Annotated in this window: 19 protein-coding genes; 12 read left to right on the top strand and 7 right to left on the bottom strand. The window is 60.1% G+C overall.

The genetic code is table 11. The features are described 5' to 3' along the window. The 9 genes from ACIREA_RS00450 to ACIREA_RS00410 all read left to right on the top strand — a co-directional run. Positions 1-391, top strand: a 391-nt coding sequence (locus ACIREA_RS00450; protein ID WP_397379422.1) for a hypothetical protein, incomplete at its 5' end; no start/stop codon positions are given. Beyond that, positions 366-1,340 carry a type II secretion system protein gene (locus tag ACIREA_RS00445; protein WP_397379420.1) on the top strand — a complete coding sequence of 325 codons (975 nt, stop codon included), beginning with the start codon at positions 366-368 and terminating at the stop codon, positions 1,338-1,340. The genes ACIREA_RS00450 and ACIREA_RS00445, both read left to right, overlap by 26 nt. Before the next feature lie 62 nt (positions 1,341-1,402). After that, positions 1,403-2,287 (top strand): hypothetical protein, encoded by an 885-nt coding sequence (locus ACIREA_RS00440; protein ID WP_397379418.1) that lies wholly within the window; start codon positions 1,403-1,405, stop codon positions 2,285-2,287. Positions 2,288-2,384: 97 nt separating this feature from the next. After that, positions 2,385-3,602, top strand: a complete 1,218-nt coding sequence (locus ACIREA_RS00435; protein ID WP_397379416.1) for a hypothetical protein — start codon at positions 2,385-2,387, stop codon at positions 3,600-3,602. Between the two features lie 20 nt (positions 3,603-3,622). Further along, positions 3,623-4,192: a GspMb/PilO family protein gene (locus ACIREA_RS00430; protein WP_397379414.1), complete on the top strand. Its 570-nt coding sequence runs from the start codon at positions 3,623-3,625 to the stop codon at positions 4,190-4,192. After that, a complete protein-coding gene (locus tag ACIREA_RS00425; protein WP_397379412.1) occupies positions 4,189-4,965 on the top strand; it encodes a hypothetical protein in 777 nt (258 codons plus the stop codon). Before ACIREA_RS00430 ends, ACIREA_RS00425 begins: the two co-directional genes overlap by 4 nt. A 49-nt stretch (positions 4,966-5,014) precedes the next feature. After that, positions 5,015-7,759 (top strand): type II secretion system protein GspD, encoded by a 2,745-nt coding sequence (locus tag ACIREA_RS00420; protein ID WP_397379410.1) that lies wholly within the window; start codon positions 5,015-5,017, stop codon positions 7,757-7,759. Positions 7,760-7,835: 76 nt separating this feature from the next. Beyond that, positions 7,836-8,819 carry an enolase C-terminal domain-like protein gene (locus tag ACIREA_RS00415; protein WP_397379407.1) on the top strand — a complete coding sequence of 328 codons (984 nt, stop codon included), beginning with the start codon at positions 7,836-7,838 and terminating at the stop codon, positions 8,817-8,819. After that, entirely contained in the window at positions 8,816-10,027 is a 1,212-nt protein-coding gene (locus ACIREA_RS00410) for a M20/M25/M40 family metallo-hydrolase (protein ID WP_397379405.1), read from the top strand. The genes ACIREA_RS00415 and ACIREA_RS00410 overlap by 4 nt, the downstream gene beginning before the upstream one ends. Here ACIREA_RS00410 and ACIREA_RS00405 read toward each other — a convergent pair. From ACIREA_RS00405 to ACIREA_RS00390, 4 genes are all read right to left on the bottom strand, one after another. Further along, complete coding sequence (locus tag ACIREA_RS00405; RefSeq protein ID WP_397379402.1) at positions 10,014-10,991, bottom strand: SMP-30/gluconolactonase/LRE family protein; 978 nt, start codon at positions 10,989-10,991, stop codon at positions 10,014-10,016. The two genes, ACIREA_RS00410 and ACIREA_RS00405, sit on opposite strands and share 14 nt — an antisense overlap. A gap of 194 nt (positions 10,992-11,185) precedes the next feature. Then, a complete protein-coding gene (locus tag ACIREA_RS00400; RefSeq protein WP_397379399.1) occupies positions 11,186-11,575 on the bottom strand; it encodes a hypothetical protein in 390 nt (129 codons plus the stop codon). Positions 11,576-11,650: 75 nt separating this feature from the next. Further along, positions 11,651-12,955 carry a PQQ-binding-like beta-propeller repeat protein gene (locus ACIREA_RS00395; protein ID WP_397379397.1) on the bottom strand — a complete coding sequence of 435 codons (1,305 nt, stop codon included), beginning with the start codon at positions 12,953-12,955 and terminating at the stop codon, positions 11,651-11,653. Between the two features lie 78 nt (positions 12,956-13,033). Next, positions 13,034-14,719, bottom strand: coding sequence for a ribulokinase (locus tag ACIREA_RS00390; protein ID WP_397379394.1), 1,686 nt, complete (start codon positions 14,717-14,719; stop codon positions 13,034-13,036). 148 nt (positions 14,720-14,867) lie between these two features. Here ACIREA_RS00390 and ACIREA_RS00385 point away from each other — a divergent pair, with 148 nt between their 5' ends. From ACIREA_RS00385 to ACIREA_RS00375, 3 genes are all read left to right on the top strand, one after another. Further along, on the top strand, positions 14,868-15,545 hold the full coding sequence (locus ACIREA_RS00385; RefSeq protein WP_397379392.1) for a DUF1080 domain-containing protein: 678 nt from the start codon (positions 14,868-14,870) through the stop codon (positions 15,543-15,545). A 73-nt stretch (positions 15,546-15,618) separates the two neighbouring features. Continuing rightward, on the top strand, positions 15,619-16,410 hold the full coding sequence (locus tag ACIREA_RS00380) for a dienelactone hydrolase family protein (RefSeq protein WP_397379390.1): 792 nt from the start codon (positions 15,619-15,621) through the stop codon (positions 16,408-16,410). Between the two features lie 16 nt (positions 16,411-16,426). Next, entirely contained in the window at positions 16,427-17,281 is an 855-nt protein-coding gene (locus tag ACIREA_RS00375) for a hypothetical protein (RefSeq protein ID WP_397379388.1), read from the top strand. A gap of 56 nt (positions 17,282-17,337) precedes the next feature. On the opposite strand, the gene ACIREA_RS00370 is transcribed toward ACIREA_RS00375, so the two are convergent. From ACIREA_RS00370 to ACIREA_RS00360, 3 genes are read right to left on the bottom strand one after another with little or no spacing between them, the layout of a single operon-like run. Next, on the bottom strand, positions 17,338-19,812 hold the full coding sequence (locus ACIREA_RS00370; protein WP_397379385.1) for a PPC domain-containing protein: 2,475 nt from the start codon (positions 19,810-19,812) through the stop codon (positions 17,338-17,340). Between the two features lie 21 nt (positions 19,813-19,833). After that, positions 19,834-20,340, bottom strand: coding sequence for a hypothetical protein (locus ACIREA_RS00365; RefSeq protein ID WP_397379382.1), 507 nt, complete (start codon positions 20,338-20,340; stop codon positions 19,834-19,836). 27 nt (positions 20,341-20,367) lie between these two features. Further along, positions 20,368-21,423, bottom strand: a complete 1,056-nt coding sequence (locus ACIREA_RS00360; protein ID WP_397379380.1) for a rhomboid family intramembrane serine protease — start codon at positions 21,421-21,423, stop codon at positions 20,368-20,370. Between the last annotated feature and the right edge of the window lie 120 nt (positions 21,424-21,543).

Raw genomic sequence — 21,543 nt, 5'->3', positions numbered from 1 at the left:
GCAGCGCCCGGTTTCGCGCGGGTACATTCTCTTCGAGCTGGTGCTGGCGCTGACGATTTTTGCCATCGCGGTGCTGGGGCTGGCGAAGTCGCTGAACCAGGCGCTGGAGACGGCGAACCTGCTGAAACGTGACCAGCTCATCCGCATCGGCATGCGCAACGTTTTCGAAGAGCTGCGGAACAAACCGCTGGCCAAGATGAGCACCACCATCGCGGACACGACCTACGGCATCACCTATACGACCAGCACGGAAGCCTTGTCCTTGAAGACCACCAGCGGCGGCGTTTTGAGCGACATGTACAAACTCACCATCCACGCGACTTCGTCTTTCGACGGTGTGCCGCAGGAGGACACCCTCGACGTCTATGTTTACAAGCCCGCCCAGCCCTAGACGGAGCTCCGCCTTCACGCTGATCGAGGTGGTGATCGGCATCACGATCCTTTCGATGATCACGGCCACGCTGTTTGCGATCATCCGCGGCTCGGTGCGCGGGGCATCGGAGATCGAGCACATTCAGCGTGAGAGTGATTCCATGAACCGGTACATTGAACTGTGCCGGCGCACGTTTGCCACGCTGCCGAGCACGGCGACGCTGGCATTGAAACTGGTGCAAGGCACGGACCCGGTGATTCAGGAACTGACGATCACGGGCTCGCCGGACTGCTTTCCGTTTGGCAACAATCCGATCACCTCCAAGGACACCATCCTGAGCCTGCGCCCCTATCCGGATGCCGCCGTGGTGGACGACAACCAAAAACCGCTGAACAACCTGAGCCTCTCGCGTGAGGACTTGATCCCGCAGACCGGGGACATGAAGTCCGGCATTCAACAGTCCACGACGGGAATCTATGCGCCGGACACGGAGGGGCGGTACTGGATGCCGCTGCTGCCGGATGTGGTGTCGTTCAAATGGCGCTTCTATGTGGAGAAAGAGGAGACGTGGTATGAGGAGTGGAGCAAGTCGAAATGGCCGGACCTCATCGAAGGCCAGCTGGTGATGAAGAACCGGACGCTGCCGGTGCGCATGGTTTTCAGCCTGCCGGTGCTGACACTCGTCGCAGGCAAGGCCCCGGCGAACACTGGAAGCACCAACAATCAGCAGGGGGGCAATAATGGCCAGGGCGGCCAAGGGCAAGGTCAGGGAGGTGGCGGCGGACGTGGTGGCCAGGGAGGCGGCGGTGGTCCTGGAGGAGGTGGGGGTGGTCGCGGCGGTCCTGGCGGTGGTGGTGGACCGGGCGGAGGCGGGCCTCCCGGTGGAGGTGGCGGAGGGCCTCCCGGCGGCGGTGGACCCGGAGGAGGGCCACCACCCGGTGGCGGAGGAGGAGGCGCCGGGCCATGAGGACACCTGTACACGCAACTTTTTGCAGCGCTCGTCCGGCTTCGGCTCAGGGTTCTGCGCTCATGCTGATGATCTGGGCCATCCTGCTCATGTCCGTCACGGTCATGGGGGTGGTGGAGTACATCACCTACAGTGCGGAGGAATCCAAACAGGCGGCGTATGATTTCCGTGCCCTGCACCTTGCGGAGAGCGGTATCGCCGTGGGTCTGCACCCCAGTACTCGGCGGGGTGACATCGTGATGAAGCAGAAGGTGGGGCCTGACAGCGGCTTTGATGTGGTGATCAACTACGAAGGAGCGCGGCTTCCGATCAACTATATCACGGATGAGCGGCTGCGTGAGGCGATCTACAATCTCTTCATCTACTGGCAGCTCAATGCGGAAGACGCCGGTGTGGCGGCGGATTCGCTGGCGGACTGGGTGGACAATGACAGTACTCAGCGCGCCAACGGTGCGGAGGCCGAGTATTACAAGAGCCTGGGCATCTATGATGCGCCGCGCAATCAGGGCTTCATCCGAGTGGAGGAAATGATCCTGGTGCGTGGCATGGATGCAGTAGACCGCAAAAAACCGGACTGGCGCAATTTCTTCAGCATCTACGGCGAAGGCCAGATCGACCTGCGCACGGTTTTCAAGGATGTGCTGCTGGCCATTACCGGGGCTTCAGAAAACGATGTGCAGCGCTTTATCAGCGAACGGGATGGTGGTGATGGCATTCCGGGGACTGAGGATGATCGGCGCATCCGTGCGCCGGAAGCTTACCAGATTCTCGGCCTCAACGGGGACCGGCTGAACGAGGTGAGCGGCATCGTCAATGACAGCGACACGACGCTGCGCCGCATCACCAGCATCGGCTGGGTCGGGACGAAGCGCTCGAAAATCATCCTTGTCACCCGGCGCGATCAGACGACGGGGGCGGTGACCTATCTCGGAAGGATTGAGGAGTAAAACGACTCGACAACCAGAGCATCACCGGACATTCGATAATCGTCATTCAATCACGCAACTTCCCACGCAATCGCGCGTTCTACCCAGCCCTTCACGAATGTCACTCGCCGCCACTACCCTGCTCCTCCCCGCCCCTGATGCCTCCTGGCGTGTGTGGAAGCCGCGCGCGACCTCAAGTGCTGAGACGGTGGAAAGCCCGGCCGAGGCTAAGCATGTGAGCAAACCGCTGCTGATCGGACTGCCCGCCTCGGCGTGCCGGACGATCGGGCTGATCCTGCCGCAGACGGATGCCGACCTGCTGGAGCAGATCATTTCCACCCAACTGGAACGCCGCGGCTTCAAGCTGGAGCAGGACGCCGTGGGCAGAAACTACCGCTGGCATCTGCTGGGCCAGAACGGCGGGCTTGCGATCGTGAGTGTGGACATCCTGGCGGAGCCATTCCCGGAAGCCCTCGCCGCCTCCCACGCCAGCGACTACACCGCCGCGCTGAGGCTGGCGCAGCTGCCTGCCGGCCATATCGTCATCATTGAAGAACAGGGAGATCTGGTGCTGGCGGCCAGTCATCAGGGCAAGCTGTACCACAGCCACATTTTCGCCAAGGCACCGGGTGCTGAAGAGGCGCTGACGCTGGAGATCACCCTGGCACGGCTGACTTTGGAATCCGAACTCGGGCCGGGCACTATCGACGGGGTGGCGCTGGTGGGAGCGAATTTTGACAAGGGGCTCACCACGCGCCTGAGCTCCATTTTGGACCTGCCGGTGCGTGTGCTCGCGGACCTGCCGCCCAATGGGGCTCTGGAAACCCGCACTTGGACCAAGATGCTGCCCTCAGGAGTGCGGACGGCGATCAGCACCAGCACCCAGCGCTCCAAGATTATCCGTGCGCTCGTGCTGGGGGGCATGCTGTATGCGTCGCTGGCATTCCTGGGCTTTGCTTATTTGCATTTTCAGGAAAACCGTGCGGAAAAACTGGCTGAAGAGGTGGAGCTCACGAGCGAGCCAGCGGCGGCGGTGCGCAAGGCCAATGAACGCTGGAAGGTTCTGGCACCGGCCATCGAGCCGCAGCGGTATCCGCTGTTTCTGCTGGGTGAGATCAATCGCATCATGCCGGGCAGCGGGATCGTCATTCGCAAGTTTGAAGTGAAGGGCAAGGAGATCGACATCCGTGGTGAAGCACGGGATGCGCAGCTCGCGTTTCAGTTCATCGAAGACTTCAAAAAGAACCGCATCCTGAGCCGTTATGAATGGACGAATCCCCGGCCGGAAGTCAAAGGCACCACGGCCTCCTTCCGCGCCCAGGGCAAGCTGCCGTAACGCACCCGTTTCCAAATTCCATGGCACTCGCCCTCACCCAACGTGAAAAGAAACTGCTCGGAGCCTGCATTGGCGCGCTGGTGCTGATGGCTACGTTCATCATGCTGAAGCAGTTTCTGGACCGCCGCACGGCGGTGCTGGCGCGCATCACCTCGCTGGAAAATGAGAAGAAGGAGAACAGCCACTGGATGGATGACCGGGAGTTTTGGGACAAGCGCTCGGCCTGGATGGAGCAGCACATGCCCACCACGGAGAGCCTGGGCACTGCGCAGGCCAAACTGCTGGAAGAGATTCAGAATGTGGCCCTCGACTACCAGCTGCAGGTGCAAAAGCAGCAGCTGCTGCCGGATGCCGCCGACAGCAAGACGAACGCCTCCGTGTATCGTGAAGTGGCCGTCGAAGTGCGGCTGCGCGGTGATCAAACCACGCTGCTGGGCTGGCTGGCCAGTTTGCAGTCGCCGGAAAAGTTTCAAGCCATCAAGCAGCTTGAGCTGGAGATCGACGCCAAGGCTAAAGAAAAGACCCCCCAGGCCTTGTGCAACCTAGTCCTGGCGCGCTGGTTCAAACCTGAAGCCGGATTCCAGCCATGAAAACCCTTTTCACCACTCTGCTGATGCTGAGCGCGGCACTGAGCCTGCGCGCCCAGTCGATCGTACCAGCGGCGCCTGCGGATGCGCCGCTCACGACTTCGGATCTGCTGGCACTGCCCGGTGACGAACTCCTGACGCCGGAGCAGCCCGTGGCCGCACCTGCGGCCCCCGCAGCACCCGCCGGACCGGTGGATCCCGACCTGCCGCAGCCTTTTGATGCGACATCCTTGAGCGCGATCATTCAGAACTCCCCGTTCACCCGCATCGTCAGCATCTCTGATTCCCTCGTGCTCACCGGGATGGCCTACGTGAATGGCAAACCAGTCGTGACCATCTTTGACAAGAACGAGAAGCAGTCCCTGGTCGTCAGCGAAGAACCCAATCTCAAAGGCTGGAAACTGATTGAAGCACTGCCCACCAGCAACATTGAGCGCGCCCAGGCCAAGATTGCCATCGGCGGGGAAACCTTCAGCATCCGGCACAGCGTGCTGGACAAAAACGACCTGACGAAGGGCAAAAGTGACAAGGGCGACAGAGGCCCGCGCAGTGATTCCTCCGGCGGAGACCGGCTCAACCGCGGCAACCGCGGCCCCAGCGAGGAAGACCGAAAAAAATACGAAAGTCTCTCCGACAAAGCCAAGGAAAAGTTCCGCGATGCCATGCGTGAAAAGTTCAGCGATGAAAAGTTCCGCAACGCTCCTGAGGAGGAGCGCCGCAATGCCATCCGCACCATGTTTGAAAAGATCCAAAAAGATGACGGCGGGGGCAAATAACACGCCCCGCTGAAGCCCACACCTGCCACTCACGCCACATCCCTTTCGCATGCATCGTTGTCTTCCTGCCCTCACCACGCTTCTGTTTGCCATCTCCGCCGTTGTGCGCGGGCAGAGCATCGTTCCACCAGCCCCACCTCCGACGCCCGCAGTCCCTGCGGCAGCCCCGACGGAAAAGCCTGCGGCCACGGCCACGACCACAACAACAACCACGACCACCACACCGCCCCCCCTTCCCGCACCCGTTGCAACGCCTGCACCCGTGGTTCCCGCTGCAGACGGCACAGCCCCCCCAGCGCCACCCGACGGTATGCGCCCTCCCGGCGGCGGACCTCCCGGAGGCGGCTTCCCAAGTGGTGGACGTAGCGGTTTTGGCCGCCGTGGCGGCGGCTTCGGTGCACCGGGTGGTGGTTTTGGAGGTCCTGGAGGCATGAATGCCGACGGTGCCGGTGGAGCAGCGGGAGAAGCCGAGGCCTTTGTGATCACCGGAGACAACGTCATGATGCAGTTTGCCAACAATCCCGTGGCCGACCTTCTGGCGATCTATGAAAAGCTCACGGGCTACACGCTGATCAAGGACACCAACATCTTTGAAGGGGCGACCATCAGCCTCGTCACCCCCAAGCAGGTTCCCAAGGCCGAAGCCATCAAGCTCATTGAGGCCTCACTGCTCGCCAATGGCTACGCCATCGTCGCCGAACCTGGCAGCAACAGCGCCAAGATCCTGCCAGCACGCAATCAAAGCGCGAATGCCGTCCAGTTCTCCCATGGGGTGCGGTTTTACACCAGCGCCAAGGACATTCCCGACGGTGAGAGCATCGTGTCCTACTTCATGAAGCTGGACTACCTCGCGCCTGAGGACGCGGCCACCATGTTTTCCGGCCACGTCGGTTTGGGTGCTTATGGTCGCATCACCCCGGTCACATCCCCGCCCGGACTGCTGATCACGGAAAGCGCGACGATCGTCAAACAGCTCATCGGCATTCGTGAAGCCATTGATCTCGGTGACACCGGCTCCACGCTGGTCACGAAATTCATTCCCATCAAATTTGCCGATGCGGCCGTGATCGCCCAGATCATCCAGGCCACCTTGAATGCGCAGGCGCAGGAAAAGGAAACGAAAGGCGTGAACACCATCCGTGGCTCTGCTGCCAGTGATGGACGGGAAAAAGGCGGCGACAACAACGCCCCAAGGCCGCCCTCGTCAGCACCAAACAGTTCGTCACAATCATCAAATTTTAATGCGCTGAATCCCCAGCCCAGCACGCAGGTGGTCGCAGACACGCGCTTGAACCAGATTCTCGTCGTCGCCGCGCCGCAGGACTACACCTACGTCGCCAGCCTCATTGCTGAATTTGACAAGCCGCTGGACAGTACGGAGCCGTATGAGCGCAAGCTCAAGTATGCTGCCGCCCTGGATGTCTTGAGTGCGCTGGTGGACCGGCTGCAGGAGGTGAACACTGGCTCCACCCAGCTGCCCGGCGGTGGCAGCATCCAGCAGCAGCGCCAGCAAGTGCTGGCCACGAACAGCAGCCAGCTCCTCGGCGGCCGCACGACTCAGGGCACACGGGGTGGTGTGGTGGGCAACACCGCCTCCTCATCAAGCGGCTCTGACACCGCCAGTGCGTCCACTGGAACCACTGGCACCACATCGGCAGCAGGCAGCACCGGAGGCTCACGTGCTGACGTCGTTTCCGGTCCCACGGAAAACAATGCCCCAGTGTCTGTGCTTGTCGGCAAGTCCCGCATTGTCGCAGACCCGATGTCAAACACCATCATCGTCATTGGCCGGCAGGAAGAGATCAGCAAAGTCGATGCGCTGCTCGACAAACTCGACCGCAAGCCCTCCCAGGTCTACCTCGCCACCGTCATTGGCGAACTGACTCTCACCGACACGATGACCACCGGGGTGGATTACATCTCATCTCTGACCAACAAGAACTTCAGCGCCAGTAGCATCACCAACCGCACGGACATCCTTGGCACGACGGGCGGCGCGGGACGCGCCATCAATGACTTGCGCAACAATGCGATTACCGCGCCCTTCGGTCCCACCTCAGGCCTGAACCTCTATGGAGCCGCCGGCAGCGGTCTGGGGATCTTCCTCAACGCGCTGCAGACCAACAGCAATTTCAAAGTCCTCTCCAGGCCCTCCATTTTTGCCCTGAACAACAAGAAGGCCGTCATCTCTTCGGGTCGCAAAGTACCCTATCCGGCGAGCACCGTCACCAATGCCGCCAACCTCAACGGCACGGTCACTTCCACCACCAGCTACCTTGATGTGGTTCTGAAGCTCGAGGTCGTGCCGCTGATCAACACCGATGGGGAGGTCACTCTCACCATTTCTCAAATCAACGACACTCTCATCGGCACCCAGCTCATCACTCCGAATTTGGTCCCAATCATCGGCACTGAGCAGCTCGTCACCTCAGTCACCATCCCGGACCGCAACACGATCGTGCTCGGCGGTCTGATCTCCGAGGAGAAAAACCTCGGCCAGAACGGCATCCCCTTCCTCGGCAAAATCCCCGGTCTGGGCAAGCTCTTCCGCACGGACACCAACAGTGTGACCCGCAAAGAGCTGATCGTATTCATTCAGCCGCAGGTCGTGACAGACACTGACAGCGTCCGTGAGACCTCGCTGAGCGAAGACATTCGCACCACGTCGGGGGCTCAGGCGGCCCAGCGCTTTCCACAAGTCCCGCCGCCGCCTGTGCCTGAGCCAGTGGAGGTTCCAGCCAAGAAAAAGAACCTCTTCCAGCGGATGTTCAGCCGCGATCCGAAGCCGCAATGATTTGGTGGGGTAAAACCAGCCAAGATCGAGACAGGACTCCTTGACCAGCGGGGCTCTTGACCTTTGACTGGGTGCCTTGCACTTCGAGATCAAAACCCTTCATCTCAACGAGCCTTTTCGCATCGCCCACGGCACCTCGGCCACACGCCAGGTGCTCCGTGTCTCGAATGGAGAGCTCGTCACAGAGGCCCCGTTTGTCCCCTACTATGGAGAAGATCCGGCGCTGACGCTGGCCATGCTCAATCAAGCCGTACTGCCGGAAGTACTGCCGCGCACAGCAGGACTGGCGCTCAATCTGCTACGCCACGACATCATCGGCCACCAGACGGGCCGGACGCTGGCAGCCTACGCCGAGTCAAAACTGGGCATGCCCGTGCATCACACTCCTCCCGGCTGCCGCTCCTTCAGTATTCCCGAGGATCTCGACGTCTTTGCGGACAAAGTTCGCGAGATCGCCACCCAATTTCCCGTGCTCAAACTCAAGCTCGGCTCCGGTGATCTAGGTCTGGACATTGCCATCGTCTCCGTCGCACGCTACGCAGCGCCGCATGCGAAACTGCTGCTGGATGTGAACGGTGGCTGGGACATGGCCGAGGCTCCGCTCATGATCGAGAAGGTCGCGGAATACAGTCCGACGCTGATCGAGCAGCCCATTCATCACCGTCTTGGTGTCGATGGCTGGGAAGAACTGCGGGCGCTGCTTCCTGGCAATCCCCCACCGATCTTCGCGGATGAAAGCGTGCAAACGGTGGAGGATGTCATCGCACTCGCGGATTTCGTGGATGGCGTGAACATCAAGCTCCTCAAGAGCGGCAGCTTTGATGCATCTGTGGCCATGATCGGGGCGGCGAGAGAGCAGGGCCTGCAAGTCCTGCTGGGCTGCATGATCGAAACCAGCCTGGGCACCACGGCAGCGGCGCATCTGGCCCCGTGGGCCGACTGGATCGACCTCGACGGGCATTTCTACGTGGCCGATGACGACTTCACGGGCATCACGTATGATGCCACCGGCAACCTCATCATGCCCAACCGACCCGGCATAGGCGCTGTCCCACGATGAACGTTTCTCTTTTACAATCCTCCGCCGAAAAACATCTCCCGGCTGCGCTCGACTTCCTGCGCCGTCTCGTGGCCATCAACAGCTTCACCTCCAATTCTGAAGGCGTGGATGAAGTGGCCCGGCTGACGGCAGCAGCTTTTGCACCGCTGGGTTTTGAGGCTGAACTTGCGCCCTGTGTCACTCCCGGCACCGGCCATCACCTCTTTCTCACGCATCGCGGTCAGGGTGGAGAACCCATCGTGCTCGTCACGCACTCAGACACGGTGTTTCCACCCGAGGAAGAACGGCTGAATGATTTCAAGTGGGATGAGCGCCCCGAGGAAGGTCGCATCTATGGGCCGGGCACCGTGGATAACAAAGGCGGCACCGCCTTGATCTGGCTCATCCTGCAAAGCCTGCGAGATGCGGCCCCCGATGTTTTCGAGCGCACGCACTGGCTCGTGGCGGCAAATGCGGCTGAAGAAATCATTGGTGATGATTTTGGCCGTGTCACCGCTGAACGCTGCGGAGGGAAGGCGCGCGCGGTGCTGGTGTTTGAAGGCGGGCCGGTGGATGAGCGCGGCTGGCACATTGTCACCTCGCGCAAAGGGCGCAGCACGTGGAGGCTCAGCGCCGAAGGCAAGGCCGCACATGCAGGCAGCAAGCACCATGAAGGCATCAACGCCATCGATGCGCTCGCCCGTGTGCTGCCGGACATCGCCGCGCTGACGAATGCGGAGGCTGAACGCACGGTGAACATCGGCATGGTTCAGGGTGGCACGGTTGTGAATCGCGTACCGCATGAAGCTGTCGCTGAGTGGGAATGCCGGGCTACGGAGCCTGCGGCATTGCAGCATGCGGATGATTTTTTTGCAGAACTCAGCGGTACGGCGGCCAACGGAGCGAAGCTCACGGCGGAACGCGTCGGCATCACCGCTGCATGGCCCGGGGGCGTGGAGTCTGAAGCTTTGTTTCACCTCTGGCATGAAGCCGCTGCGATGATGAATCTAGCGGCGGTCTCCGTGCCACGCGGTGGCTTGAGCGATGCGAATCACCTGTGGCAGCTCGCGCCGACGCTTGATGGCCTGGGTCCGTATGGCGGCAACGCCCACTGCTCTGAGCGCAGTGCTGACGGGAGCAAGCTGCCTGAGTATGTGGAGCCGGGTTCGTTTGTGCCGAAGGCTGTGATGAATGCGCTGGCGCTGGTGAAGCTTGTTACAGCCCCTTAGCCAGCGTCTTCACGCGCAGGAGAAACATGTCTGCCGTGATGTAGAGAGTGCTGTGGTCTGCGCCGCCGAAAGCGCAGTTTGCCGTGGCCTGGCCGGTGAGGATGCTGCCGAGGTGTTTGCCGTCTTTGCTGATGATCAGGACGCCGCCGGGGCCGGTGGTCCAGATGTTGCCATTGGCGTCCACCTTCATGCCATCGCAGCCGCCTTTGCGCTCGGCACTTTTGAGAGGCTGGGCATTGAAGAAGACACGGCCGTTCTTTGCGGTGCCATCGTCTTGGAGATCGTAAGCCATCACGCGGGTGTTCTTCGGATCAGACACAGCGACGTAGAGAGTCTTTTGGTCGGGGCTGAGCGCGATGCCGTTTGGGAAACGGAGGTCTGCGATCACGAGTGAGACTTTGCCAGCAGGAGTGACGGAGTAGATGCCGTGCTGTGGGAGCTCTGGGGCCTCGCCTTTCTTCAGGCCGTAAGGAGGATCGGTGAAGAAGATGGTGCCGCTTTTCGCAATGACGAGATCGTTCGGGCTGTTGAAGCGCTTGCCTTCATACTTCTCCGCCAGAGAGGTGAAGGTGCCGTCTTTTTCCAGACGTGCGATGCGGCGCTCGCCATGCTGGCAGAGGATGAGATTTCCCTGAGCATCGACATGGAGACCGTTCGAGCCCTGACCTTCTCCGCTGAGGCTGCCACTGGGTTTCAGCACGACCTTGGCTGCGGTGTCGCCTTCTTTCCAGCCGAAGACTGTGTTCTCGGGGACGTCTGAAAAGACGATGCCGCCATCCCGCCAGACAGGGCCTTCGGACCAGTTGAAGCCTGATGCGAGCACTTCGATTTTTGCGTTCGGTGCGATCAAGGCATCGAGAGCGGGATCGAGTTTTTCGATGGAGCCGTGGAATTCTGGGACGGGTTCAGCGGCGAATGCTGCCAGAGAGGTGGCAAGGAGCAGGGAGAGAGGGCGAAGAAGCATGAGAGTGGTTGGGTAGGAAGTCTTTTAAACGGGCTTGTACAACCAGAACATTTCTGACTTTGTGATTCAAGCCGATGTTATGGATCTTGCTCTGACTCGACCACCCAAGCCAAGTCTCAAGTCTGATATGAGCCTAATGACTGCGCAGTCCGAAGCGGAGCTGCTGGTCATCAACGGCTCCAACCACTGAGGTGTTAGTCCAAACTGTTCTGATCAATCTGCGTGACAACTCCCTTCGCAAATCGAATGACATACTCCCATCCGCCGAAACCTGAGTCAAAGCAGTAGGTCAGCGGGCTATCGGCTGCAGCATCTGCCGCGACTCCGTAACCGCTGATCGTCTTCGGATCTCCGAGAATCGCAAGAACCTGTGCACGGGAGAGTCCGACAAGCCTGACGTTTTTGAAGATCCGATGAGCGGCCTGGATAGCTTCTCCGCTGGAGGCATTGAGCACGGGTGCCGACAGGCGGTAGGTGGATCGAATCAAAACGCGATCTCTCTCATAGCCCTCGTAGGTGGGCGCATCCGCCCCCAATGCCAACTGGGTAAACACAAGAAGCAGTGCACTGAGTGTCGTTTTCATCGCAGGGTCTTCTTCCTGATTACGATTTCAGCGTTCGTTTCTTGGGCGAATCAAACTACAACGCCAGCCATGCACTCACCGCGCGGCTGTCTTCGAGGTGCGTTTGCCGAGGCAGATGAGGCTTTTGTCGGTGCGGATGAAGATCTGACCTTCGCTGAGTGCGGGGGAGGCGAAGATTTTTTCCTTGAGTTCGCTTTCGGCGAGGAGCTTGTAGGTTTTGTCGGGCTGGACGGTGCGGAGGATGCCGAAGTCGTTGATGAAAAAGACGTGGCCTTCGGCGCTGGTGAGGGAGGCGTGGTGCTCGCGCATGCGCTCCTCCCATTGGATCTCACCGGATTTCGCATCGAAGCAGTGGGCGACGCCGGAGTCTGAGACATTGAGGAGATGGCTGCCTTCGATGAGCGGTGATGGGACGTAGGAGACGCCTTTGTTGGTGCGCCAGACGATGTGGGTGTTGGTGACGTTGCCGCTGCCGTCGGGCTTGATGGCGAGGAGGTGATGCTCGGGGAAGCCGCCGGTCATGTAGAGGAGGCCGGTTTGTTCGCTGTAAACGAGTGAGGCGACGAACTGCTCAGTGGGGCCGTCGATGATCCAGAGCAGCTTGCCGGTGCGCGGATCATAGCTGGTGACGCACATCGTGCCAGAGAGGACCATCTGCGTGCGGCCGGCGATGTCGCGAATGAGCGGGACGCAGTAGCTGCGGGTGTTGTTGGGGCGGGCGATGCGCCACAGTTCCTTGCCGTCGGTTCGGGCGAGGGCGACGATGTAGCCGTCGCCATCGTGGTCGCAATTGACGATGACTTTGTCTTCAAAAACGATGGGGCTGGAGCAGAAGCCGTGCTTGCTGGAGAAGAGGCCGGGGCGCACCTGCCAGATTTGTTTGCCGCTGAAATCATGCGCGGAGATGACGACGGTGCCCTTTGGCACTTCGCCTTTGCCGATGACACGACCGGCATTCACGGCGCGCGTGGCGTCGGTCTCGGTGTTGTCGAGGAAGGCGGTGAATACGTGCTCGCCGTCTGTGGCGGGAGTGCTGGAGGCCTGGCTGTTGAGTTTGTGAATGCTCTCGATGGGTGCTTTGACCACCGTGGACTGCCAGAGCTGTTTTCCTGAAGCGCGATCGAGACAGAGCAGGACGCGCGATTCGTTTTCAGGCAATGCGGCGACGATGAAGACGCGATCCTGCCACACGATGGGCGAGGCGTGCCCACTGCCGGGAAGCTCCACCTTCCACGTGACATTGCCTTCTGCGGAGATCGGAAAGCCGGTGTCTTTGGAGGTGCCATCGAGACGCGGGCCGCGCCACTGCGGCCAGTCTTCGGCGGGGAGGAGCGAAGGGGTGAGAGCGAGGAGCAGGGAAAGCGTGCGAAGGGAGATCATGCAGGGTAAGGCAAACGGCGGGAAGTGGGGGGAGCTTGCGCGGATAAAACACCTCAGACTCTCGCCCTTCACTATTGCTCAGCTCTGACGCGCGCGGATATCCAGCAGTTGCTTCATCACGTGGTTGATCTTGCCGTTCCATTCGGTGGTGCCGAAGGCGTCGTGGAGGGTGCGGTAGAGGGTGTAGAGTTCGGCGTAGACGGCCTGGTTTTCGGGGATGGGGTAGTAGACCTTCTCACGGGTGGCGGTGACCTGGGACTGAAGGGTGTGGATGTCCCCTGCCCCGGCGGCGGCGGCGGCGGCACCGAAGATGGCGGCGCCGAGAGCACAGGTCTGCTCGCTCTGGCTGACTTTCATGGGCTTGCCAATAATGTCGGCGTAGCACTGCATGAGGGTGGCGTTTTTAATGGAGAGACCGCCGGTGTTGATGACTTCCTCGATTTTAACGCCGTATTCTTCGACGCGTTTGATGATGGTGAGCGCACCGAAGGCGGTGGCCTCGATGTAGGCGCGGTAGATTTCGTGCGCCTCGGTGTGGAGGGTCTGGCCAAGCAGGAGGCCGGTGAGGCGGACATCGACGAGCACGGTGCGGTTGCCGTTGTTCCAATCGAGCGCGAGCAGGCCAGTGGAGCCGGGCTTTTTCCCGAGCATGGCCTTCTCCATGTTCACGAATTTTTCGCCCACGGTGATGCCGTAGGTGTCGGGTACGAGGTGATTGACGAACCAGAGGAAGATGTCGCCCACGGCGCTCTGTCCGGCTTCGATGCCGTAGTAGCCGGGGAGCACTGAGCCATTCACAATACCGCAGACGCCGGGGATGTCGGCGAGAGGTTTGCTGGTAGGAGCGATCATGAGATCGCAGGTGCTGGTGCCGAGGATTTTGACCAGCGTGCCTTCCTTGATGCCCGCGCCGACGGCGCCCATGTGCGCATCAAACGCGCCGACGCTGATGGCGATGCCTGCTTTGAGGCCGAGACGCTGGGACCATTCGGCGCAGAGATCGCCGGCCTTCACATCGGCGGTGTGGGCCACGGAGTAGAGGCGGTCGCGTAGATCGGCGAGCGCGGGATCGAGCCGGGCGAGGAATTCTTTGTCGGGCAGGCCGCCCCATTCGGTGCTGAACATGGCCTTGTGCCCGGCGCTGCACACGCCGCGCTTGAGCGTGAGGGGATCGGTGTTGCCGGTGAGGACGGCGGGAATCCAGTCGCAATGTTCGACGAAGCTGTATGCTGCCTCGAAGACCTGGGCGTCCACGCGACGGAGACGCAGGATTTTGCTCCACCACCACTCGCTGGAGTAGATGCCACCGCATTTGGCGATGATGTTGGGCCGCATTTCATGGGCGAGCTGCGTGATCTCGGCTGCCTCGGCGTAGCCGGTGTGGTCTTTCCAGAGCCAGACCATGGCGTTGAGGTTATTCTTAAACTCGGGCATCAGGCCCAGTGGCGTGCCGTCTTTGTTCACCGGAATGGGTGTGCTGCCGGTGGTGTCGATGCCGATACCGATGACCTGCGCGGGATCAAAGCCGGGGACATTTTCCTGCGCCTGCTGCAGGGCACCGCGCACCACGGCTTCGAGACCGTCGAGGTAATCCTGAGGGTTTTGCCGGGCGACGTGCGGGTCTTTGGGATCGAGCAGGATGCCCATCTCTCCGCTCGGGTAATTGAACACGGTGGAGCCGACTTCGGCACCGTTGTCGAGGTCGATGAGAAGGGAGCGGCAGGAATTGGTGCCGTAGTCGATGCCGAGGGAGTAGCGCTTCATGGGTTGGGTTGGAGCAGTCTGCGGATGTTTTAGCGGGTTCATCCCGCAGTGCGAGCCAAAACCGGACAAGGTTTGTGACCGGGGCGTGACGGTTCTTGATGCATGAGAAGAGAAAGACCGTGCGCGGCAGGCCGTTTACCACCGCCCTATGACCCACCGTCTGCTTTCTTTCGCCGCTGTTTTCTCCCTCACTGCCGCCCTCCATGCCGAGGATGCTTTTGTCCCGCTGTTTGATGGCAAAACCCTCACAGGCTGGGAGCAGCACAGCGGCAAGGCGGAGTACCGTGTGGAGAACGGTGCGGTGGTGGGCAAGACGGTGCCGGACACGGGAAACTCCTTCCTGTGCACGACGAAGAAGTACGGGAACTTCATCCTGGAACTCGAGTTCAAGGTCGATCCATCGATGAACTCGGGGATTCAGTTTCGCAGCAACTACTACACCCAGGAGACGGAAGTCGAGATCGCGGGGAAAAAGAAGAAATTCCCGGCGGATCGTGTGCATGGCTACCAGTTTGAAATTGATCCGAGTGCGCGTGCCTTCACGGGCGGCGTGTATGACGAAGGCCGCCGAGGCTGGCTCTTTGATCTGAAGAACAACGAGGCGGCCCGCAAGGCCTTCAAGCAGGGTGATTGGAACCAGGCGCGCATCGAGTGCCGTGGCCGCAGCATCAAGACTTTCATCAATGGCGTCCCAGCAGCGGACTTCACTGATGACCTGACCGCCGAGGGCGTCATCGCCCTGCAGGTGCACGGGATTGGCAAAAAGACCGAAGCGGTGGGCAAGGAAGTGATGTGGAAAAACATCCGCATTCAAGAACTCAAGTAGAAACATCTTTCGAGTTCATCCGGGAAACGAGTTGGAAAACTCGCGTCCTTCTGTGTACACTGCCACCACAACCATGAAAACCAACCGCGCTCTGCTTTTCATCTCCTCTCTGCTTCTTTCCACCAGCCTGCTGAAGGCTGAGATCAAGGAAACCGTCGTCGAATACAAATCCGGAGACGTGCTCTGCGAAGGCCTGCACGTCGTCGATACCGCCAAGACCGGCAAGCGGCCTTCTGTGCTGATCATTCACCAGTGGACCGGCCTGAGTGACAACGAGAAGATGCGGGCCCGCATGCTGGCGGAGCTCGGCTACAACGTTTTCGCCGCCGACATTTATGGCAAAGGCATCCGCCCACAGCCGCCAGAAGCTGGCAAGGAGGCCGGGAAGTACAAGTCCGACCGCAAGCTGTACCGCGAACGCATGCTTTCCGCTCTGGAGGTGCTGGACAAGGACCCTCACACCGACATCTCCAAAGTCGCCGCCATCGGCTACTGCTTTGGCGGCACCGGGGTGATCGAGCTGGCCCGCAGCGGCGCGCTGATCAAGGGCGTGGTGAGTTTCCATGGCGGGCTCGATTCTCCGACTCCTGCCGACGGCAAAAACATCAAGGGCAAGGTGCTGGCGCTGCATGGCGCGGACGATCCTTTTGTGAAGGCCCCGGACATCGCTGCGTTTGAGCAGGAGATGAAGGACGCGAAGGTGGACTACAAGCTGGTGAGCTACCCGGGCGCTGTGCATGCCTTCACGCAAAAGGCTGCTGGCAATGACAACAGCAAAGGCGCGGCGTACAATGAGGCCGCCGACAAGGCCTCCTGGGAGGAAATGAAGGCCTTCTTCGCACGCATTTTCAAGACGGAAGGCTGAAACGAGGAGGCCGACCATGAAACGATTTCTGCTGCTGCAAGCCACTCTGGCCTTTGCCGTGCTGACGGCAGCGGAAGAACCCACGAACTTCATCCGGTTCGTGGAGGAGGATGAGAGCGACAGCCTGCAAACGGCGGTGGTGAGCTATGAGTCGCCGCAGAAGGTCAAAGTGGATCTCGTGGGTGCCATCCACATCGCTGACAAGGCGTATTTCGATGGGCTGAACGTGCGGTTCAAAGGCTATGAGGCGGTGCTGTATGAACTCGTCGGCCCGTCCTTTGAGGAACGGGGCAAGCCCGAGGCCAAAAAGCAGGCGGAAAAGCTGCAGTGGGTCGGCCAGCTGCAGACCATGATGCGTGACACGCTGAAGCTGCACGGCCAGCTCGAAGGCATCGACTACACGGCGAAGAATTTCGTGCATGCGGACATGGACATGTCCCAGTTCACGCAGACGCAGACCGAAAAGCAGGAGAGCTTCCTTTCGCTCTACCTCAAGGCCGCGCAGGCGCAGAAAGAGGTCAACGAAAAGCGCGGGGTCAATTCCGATGCCGCCGGGATGGTGATGCTGCTGAAGATTCTAACCATGAAGGACAGCAGCACGGAGCTGAAGCGCATGATCGCGCAGGAGTTCGACAGTGTGGAGGACATCATGGCGGGCATGGAAACCGGCGACGGCACCGTACTCGTGGGTGAGCGGAACAAGGTCGCGCTGCAGGTGCTGGACAAGGAGATTGTCGCCGGTAAAAAGCGCATCGCCATTTTTTACGGCGCGGCACATCTGGGAGACATGGAGGAGCGCCTGCTGAAGAAGGGCTTCAAGCGCACGAAGGTGGACTGGCTGAAGGCCTGGGATCTTCCTTACGTAAAATGAAATGAGGAAGGCCGAAGCCTTCCTCATCACAAATTCAAAGCTGAATTACAGCGGTCTTATTTCTTAGCGCCGGCGGCTTCCAGACGGAGCTGCTCAAGGCGGGAGAGAACTTTGGGAGCGGCCGGAGCAGCAGGCTTGGGGGCTTCCTTGGGCTTGTTGGCGGCGAGAACCGGGGCTGCAGGTGGCGGAGTGACCACCTTGCGAGGGGCATCGATGCGCAGGATGGAGCCAAGCGCAATGCGATGGATCGTGGTGGCGTTGGTGCCCTTCACAGGAACATCGACACGCACAAACAGGTTGGCCTGCTTGCCGATGGGCGACTTGTCGTTCGTAATCACCTTGAAGGAAACTTCCTTGGTGTCCTTGGTGATCTTGGCAGGCTCGATCGGGATGGTGTCTGGAACGCCCAGAACCTGAGCGGTGGCCTCGCCATCGAATGGCAGGAGCTGCTCAAGCTTCGCAACCATGACTGCTTCCTTGCCCTGCTCAACGGCGACGAGCGGGATGGCCGGTGCATTGATGTAGGCGGGAGCGGTGACGACTGCCGTGAATGGGGACGCATTGTAGATGCGACCGCTGCCGGCATCGGCCTCGCCCATGACGGTGAAATTCCAGGAACCGGCTGGTGTTCCGCCATTGGCATCCAGTTGGAAGACGCACTCGTTCTGGCCTTCCGCAATGGTCTGCTCACCAAGGGCGCTGACGCCGTTGGGCTTCCAGATCATGAGCACGCGGATGGGGGCCTTGAAGCCTTCCTTGCGCTTGGAGACGACCTTGAGTTCGAGAATGCCGTTGTTCACCAGAGGCACGGCAGGCTTGACGATTTCGAGGGAATAGGGAGCCTCCTCCACGACGGCGACGGGCAGGCGGTCTTCGATCTGGGTGTAGTAGACGACGTTGCCATTGCGCACGATGTCGAACTCCTGGCGCAGCTTGCCACGTGTCTTGGTATTCGGATCGACGGCATTGAGAGAGATGGGGACGACCTGATGACCGAGGGGTGCATCCGCAGTGGCTTCAAAGAGCAACGGCACGCTGCCGAGGTCTTTCGGGGCCATTTCGGTGAGCAGTTTCACGCCCTGTGGCATGTTCTGGACGTCAAACTTGAAGTCGCCGCCGACGTTGTTGCGGCTGACGTTGACGAGCGTGGCATAGCGTCCGCCTTTGGGAACAGCGATGAACTGGCGGTAGTTGTTGTCGTTCACCGAATACTGAGGTGAGGCAAAGAAGACCTCAGGCTCTGCGGCGATGAGTTCGAGGCGATAGACGTAGTTGGCACCGCCGCGTTCCAGATGATCGGCCACGCGCACGAAGTAGTCGCCGTCGGCAGGAATGGCGATCTTGAACTTGCTGTCGAGACGGCGGCGACCACCACCGTCATCGTTACCGCTGATGGATCCGCCTTTGGCGTTGTAGATGTTCACCACGCTGTCGAGCGGGGAGCCGAGGCTCTGCGCAAAGGCCTGCACTTCGAGGGTCATGCCTTTCTTGAGCGGCACTTTGAAGAAATCCACGTCACCGGGTTTCTCGATGATACCGTTGAGGGCAATCGGGGAACCTGGGGCGACTGAGGCCTTCGCCTGCTCGTCGTTGGGCTCGGCTTCGAGCACGTTGTCATAGTTGACCAAGCGGAACGGATTGCCGGAAGGTGCGGGCTCCTGGGACTTCGAGAAGAGCATGTAGTCAGGGTCGATATCAGCTGGCAGCTGGACCTCTTCTTCGAATGAGCTGTCGCGCTCGATGAAGCGCACCTTGGTCTTGGAGCCAATTTTGCCACCGGCAGGATACACCACATCAGGACGACGGAAGCTGCCGACGTGCAGGCGGTAGTAGGAGTTGCCACCGCCACGGTAAGAGGATTCGCGGATCATGACGGTGTAGTCGCCATCTTCTTCAGCCACATAGGAGCAGTAGCCGTCCTGGCGGTGCAGGATGGTGTCGTCAGAGATCACCTTTTCGAAGCGGTCCTTGTCAATGATGGCCAGGAAGGGGTCAAACACGGTGTAGCCGAGGCGGAGGCCATCCACTTCGACGGACAGGCGCTGGCCTTTCTTGAGGCTGACGCGGTAGTAGTCCACGTCCTCAGTCTGCACGACGCCTTCGACCGTTTGATTGAGCTGGATGACTTGAGGAGACTCGAAATCGCTGTTGGGCTCCTTTTCATCCACATTCGGGAAGATGCCCACGAAGAACTGGCGGGCGTGCGACATGCCGGACTTCGTGCGGATGCGCATAAGGTGATTTCCCGGCGGCACATCCGGGGCGATGCCGATGGTGAGCTGCACCTTGTTGGCCTCCACCTTGTCCACGCTCTTCTGGGTGAAGCCGGGGGAGAAGAAAATCATGCTCTCAAAGTCTGCCAGCTGGGTCCCCGTGACGGTGAGCTTGACCTCGGTGCCACGCTGGCCGCCGTTTGGCGCCGTCGTGTTGAAAGTAGGGTACGCCGCAAAGGCACTGGTGGCACAGGCTGCGGTGATGAGGATCAGATTACGGATGGTGGACATGACAATGAAGTAGGGGTCGATAGGCATACGCCCCAGAAAAGGCGAAAATTACGAACTGCGTGAAGTTCCTGCGGACATTTGGCGCACCAGATGCAGGCAGTAAAGCAGCGGCAGGGCCCCAAAAAGGCCAAAAGAACAGTCCACCAGCCGCCAGTAGAGAGGGATGCCGCGAATCTCGCCACAGATCAGCGCCAGGGGAAAAACTGCGGCACAGGCCAGCAGTCCTACTTTCAGGACCCAGGCATTGGGCAGCGGATCGCGCCAGGGCCCAGCGATGAAAAAGACCGCGATCATGAGGTGGCCGAACGCCAGCCAGTCCGTGCCGTAGGCGACGAAGGGAAACTGTGCCTGGGTGACCTCCAGCCCATGCCAGACATAGCCGATCCAGTAAGACAGCCCACTGTGACTGGCGTACTCGGCGTGATGCTGGATGCCGAGCCATGAGGCCATCAGCCGCAGTTCATGCAGCAATGGGAAGGCCGTGAGCCCGCTGAGGATCAGGCCGATGATAAAGAGGCCCAGAACAAGATGGTAGCGACGTTGGAGGGAATTCATGCGGTGCGTGCTCTGCGGCCCGTTGCTTCAAGGCTCGCGCAGGGGCTGCTTGCTCTGAAGTGTCTGGTTGTTTTTTTGAAGCGCTTCGCGATTGGTTTCAGTGCTCAGTTCCATGGCCTTGCCTGACCATTTCAGCGCGGCATCGAAATCGCCGGTTTCCGCATAGGCCGCTGCGAGGGTGTCCAGGCAGTCGGCATCCTCCCAATTCGTGAATTCACATGTCCGTTGAGCGATCTCAACCGCCTCACGTCCGTTTCGAAGCTGATCTTCCGGGCATGTCGCGAGCAGCCACGCCAGGCTGTTCACCACCGCGACATCATCCACCCATTTCATGGTCGTTCTCAAAATCTTCTCAGCTTCCGCATACTCCTTTTGCTGGATTCGGATGTTGGCTGCCGTGCTGGCCGTCCACGCGTGTCGCGGCTGGCGCTGGTGATAATTCTCCAGAGAAACCAATGCGTTGGTGATGTCGTTCTTTCCCAACAAGCGCACGGCGCGGACGAAATGCCAGTTGTCATGCCAGGGGGCCCAAAACAGCGGGATGACGGCGCCCAGAAGCATCATAGCCAAGACTGCAAAGGCCACTTTCCCGAATCTCCGCCAGCCTGTGGCCAAGCCGCTAAGAACATCTGCCACCAAACCGCCCAGATGAGCGAAGTTGGCCACGGGCATGACCTGCGAATGAGTCAGTGCAAAACAAAGAACCAGCCAGACGAAAAAGAGCGTGGTCGTGTTTGAGTTGATGACCCTGCGGAAGACTGGATGACGATCACGCCCGACCAGCATGAAGCCGAACACTCCATAGACCATGCCGGACATCCCGATTCCGAGCTGCCCCATCACAGCAAACTCCGCGAGGCTGGCGGACAACGTCGTCACTAGAATCAACCTCGCATAGCTGACACGTGACACCTCCTGCTCAAGCGCACGCCCAAGATGCCACATCCAGTAGCAGTTGAATGCCAGATACAGGACATCGGCATGGAGAAACGACGAGGTGAGGAGGCCCCACAGTTTCGAGCCCTGCCAAAGTTCGACATCCGTGGCGTACAACCATGGATACACTTCATTTGGCAAGGTCATCCGCAGCCCGGTGCAAGCCACACTGAGCACCATCCATGTGATCGTGATCCAAGGGAAAACCCTGGCCTGATCAGCAGTTGCTTCTCTTGTTGGCTGTTCGATGGCCTCCATGACTGAGAT

It is taken from the genome of Prosthecobacter sp. (genome assembly GCF_044373815.1).
GTDB lineage: Bacteria > Verrucomicrobiota > Verrucomicrobiia > Verrucomicrobiales > Verrucomicrobiaceae > Prosthecobacter.
The sequence above is the reverse complement of the archived record's forward strand: the minus strand, read 5'-3'. Positions and strand labels throughout refer to the sequence as shown.

Excerpts from the sequence above, each read along its gene's own strand:
- ACIREA_RS00420 (WP_397379410.1), top strand. The coding sequence starts at position 5,015 with ATGCATCGTTGTCTTCCTGCCCTCACCACGCTTCTGTTTGCCATCTCC.
- ACIREA_RS00425 (WP_397379412.1), top strand. The coding sequence starts at position 4,189 with ATGAAAACCCTTTTCACCACTCTGCTGATGCTGAGCGCGGCACTGAGC.
- ACIREA_RS00385 (WP_397379392.1), top strand. The coding sequence starts at position 14,868 with ATGACCCACCGTCTGCTTTCTTTCGCCGCTGTTTTCTCCCTCACTGCC.
- ACIREA_RS00380 (WP_397379390.1), top strand. The coding sequence starts at position 15,619 with ATGAAAACCAACCGCGCTCTGCTTTTCATCTCCTCTCTGCTTCTTTCC.
- ACIREA_RS00440 (WP_397379418.1), top strand. The coding sequence starts at position 1,403 with ATGCTGATGATCTGGGCCATCCTGCTCATGTCCGTCACGGTCATGGGG.
- ACIREA_RS00360 (WP_397379380.1), bottom strand. The coding sequence starts at position 21,423 with ATGACCTTGCCAAATGAAGTGTATCCATGGTTGTACGCCACGGATGTC.
- ACIREA_RS00390 (WP_397379394.1), bottom strand. The coding sequence starts at position 14,719 with ATGAAGCGCTACTCCCTCGGCATCGACTACGGCACCAATTCCTGCCGC.
- ACIREA_RS00435 (WP_397379416.1), top strand. The coding sequence starts at position 2,385 with ATGTCACTCGCCGCCACTACCCTGCTCCTCCCCGCCCCTGATGCCTCC.
- ACIREA_RS00445 (WP_397379420.1), top strand. The coding sequence starts at position 366 with ATGTTTACAAGCCCGCCCAGCCCTAGACGGAGCTCCGCCTTCACGCTG.
- ACIREA_RS00365 (WP_397379382.1), bottom strand. The coding sequence starts at position 20,340 with ATGAATTCCCTCCAACGTCGCTACCATCTTGTTCTGGGCCTCTTTATC.
- ACIREA_RS00430 (WP_397379414.1), top strand. The coding sequence starts at position 3,623 with ATGGCACTCGCCCTCACCCAACGTGAAAAGAAACTGCTCGGAGCCTGC.
- ACIREA_RS00370 (WP_397379385.1), bottom strand. The coding sequence starts at position 19,812 with ATGCCTATCGACCCCTACTTCATTGTCATGTCCACCATCCGTAATCTG.
- ACIREA_RS00405 (WP_397379402.1), bottom strand. The coding sequence starts at position 10,991 with ATGCTTCTTCGCCCTCTCTCCCTGCTCCTTGCCACCTCTCTGGCAGCA.
- ACIREA_RS00410 (WP_397379405.1), top strand. The coding sequence starts at position 8,816 with ATGAACGTTTCTCTTTTACAATCCTCCGCCGAAAAACATCTCCCGGCT.
- ACIREA_RS00395 (WP_397379397.1), bottom strand. The coding sequence starts at position 12,955 with ATGATCTCCCTTCGCACGCTTTCCCTGCTCCTCGCTCTCACCCCTTCG.
- ACIREA_RS00400 (WP_397379399.1), bottom strand. The coding sequence starts at position 11,575 with ATGAAAACGACACTCAGTGCACTGCTTCTTGTGTTTACCCAGTTGGCA.
- ACIREA_RS00375 (WP_397379388.1), top strand. The coding sequence starts at position 16,427 with ATGAAACGATTTCTGCTGCTGCAAGCCACTCTGGCCTTTGCCGTGCTG.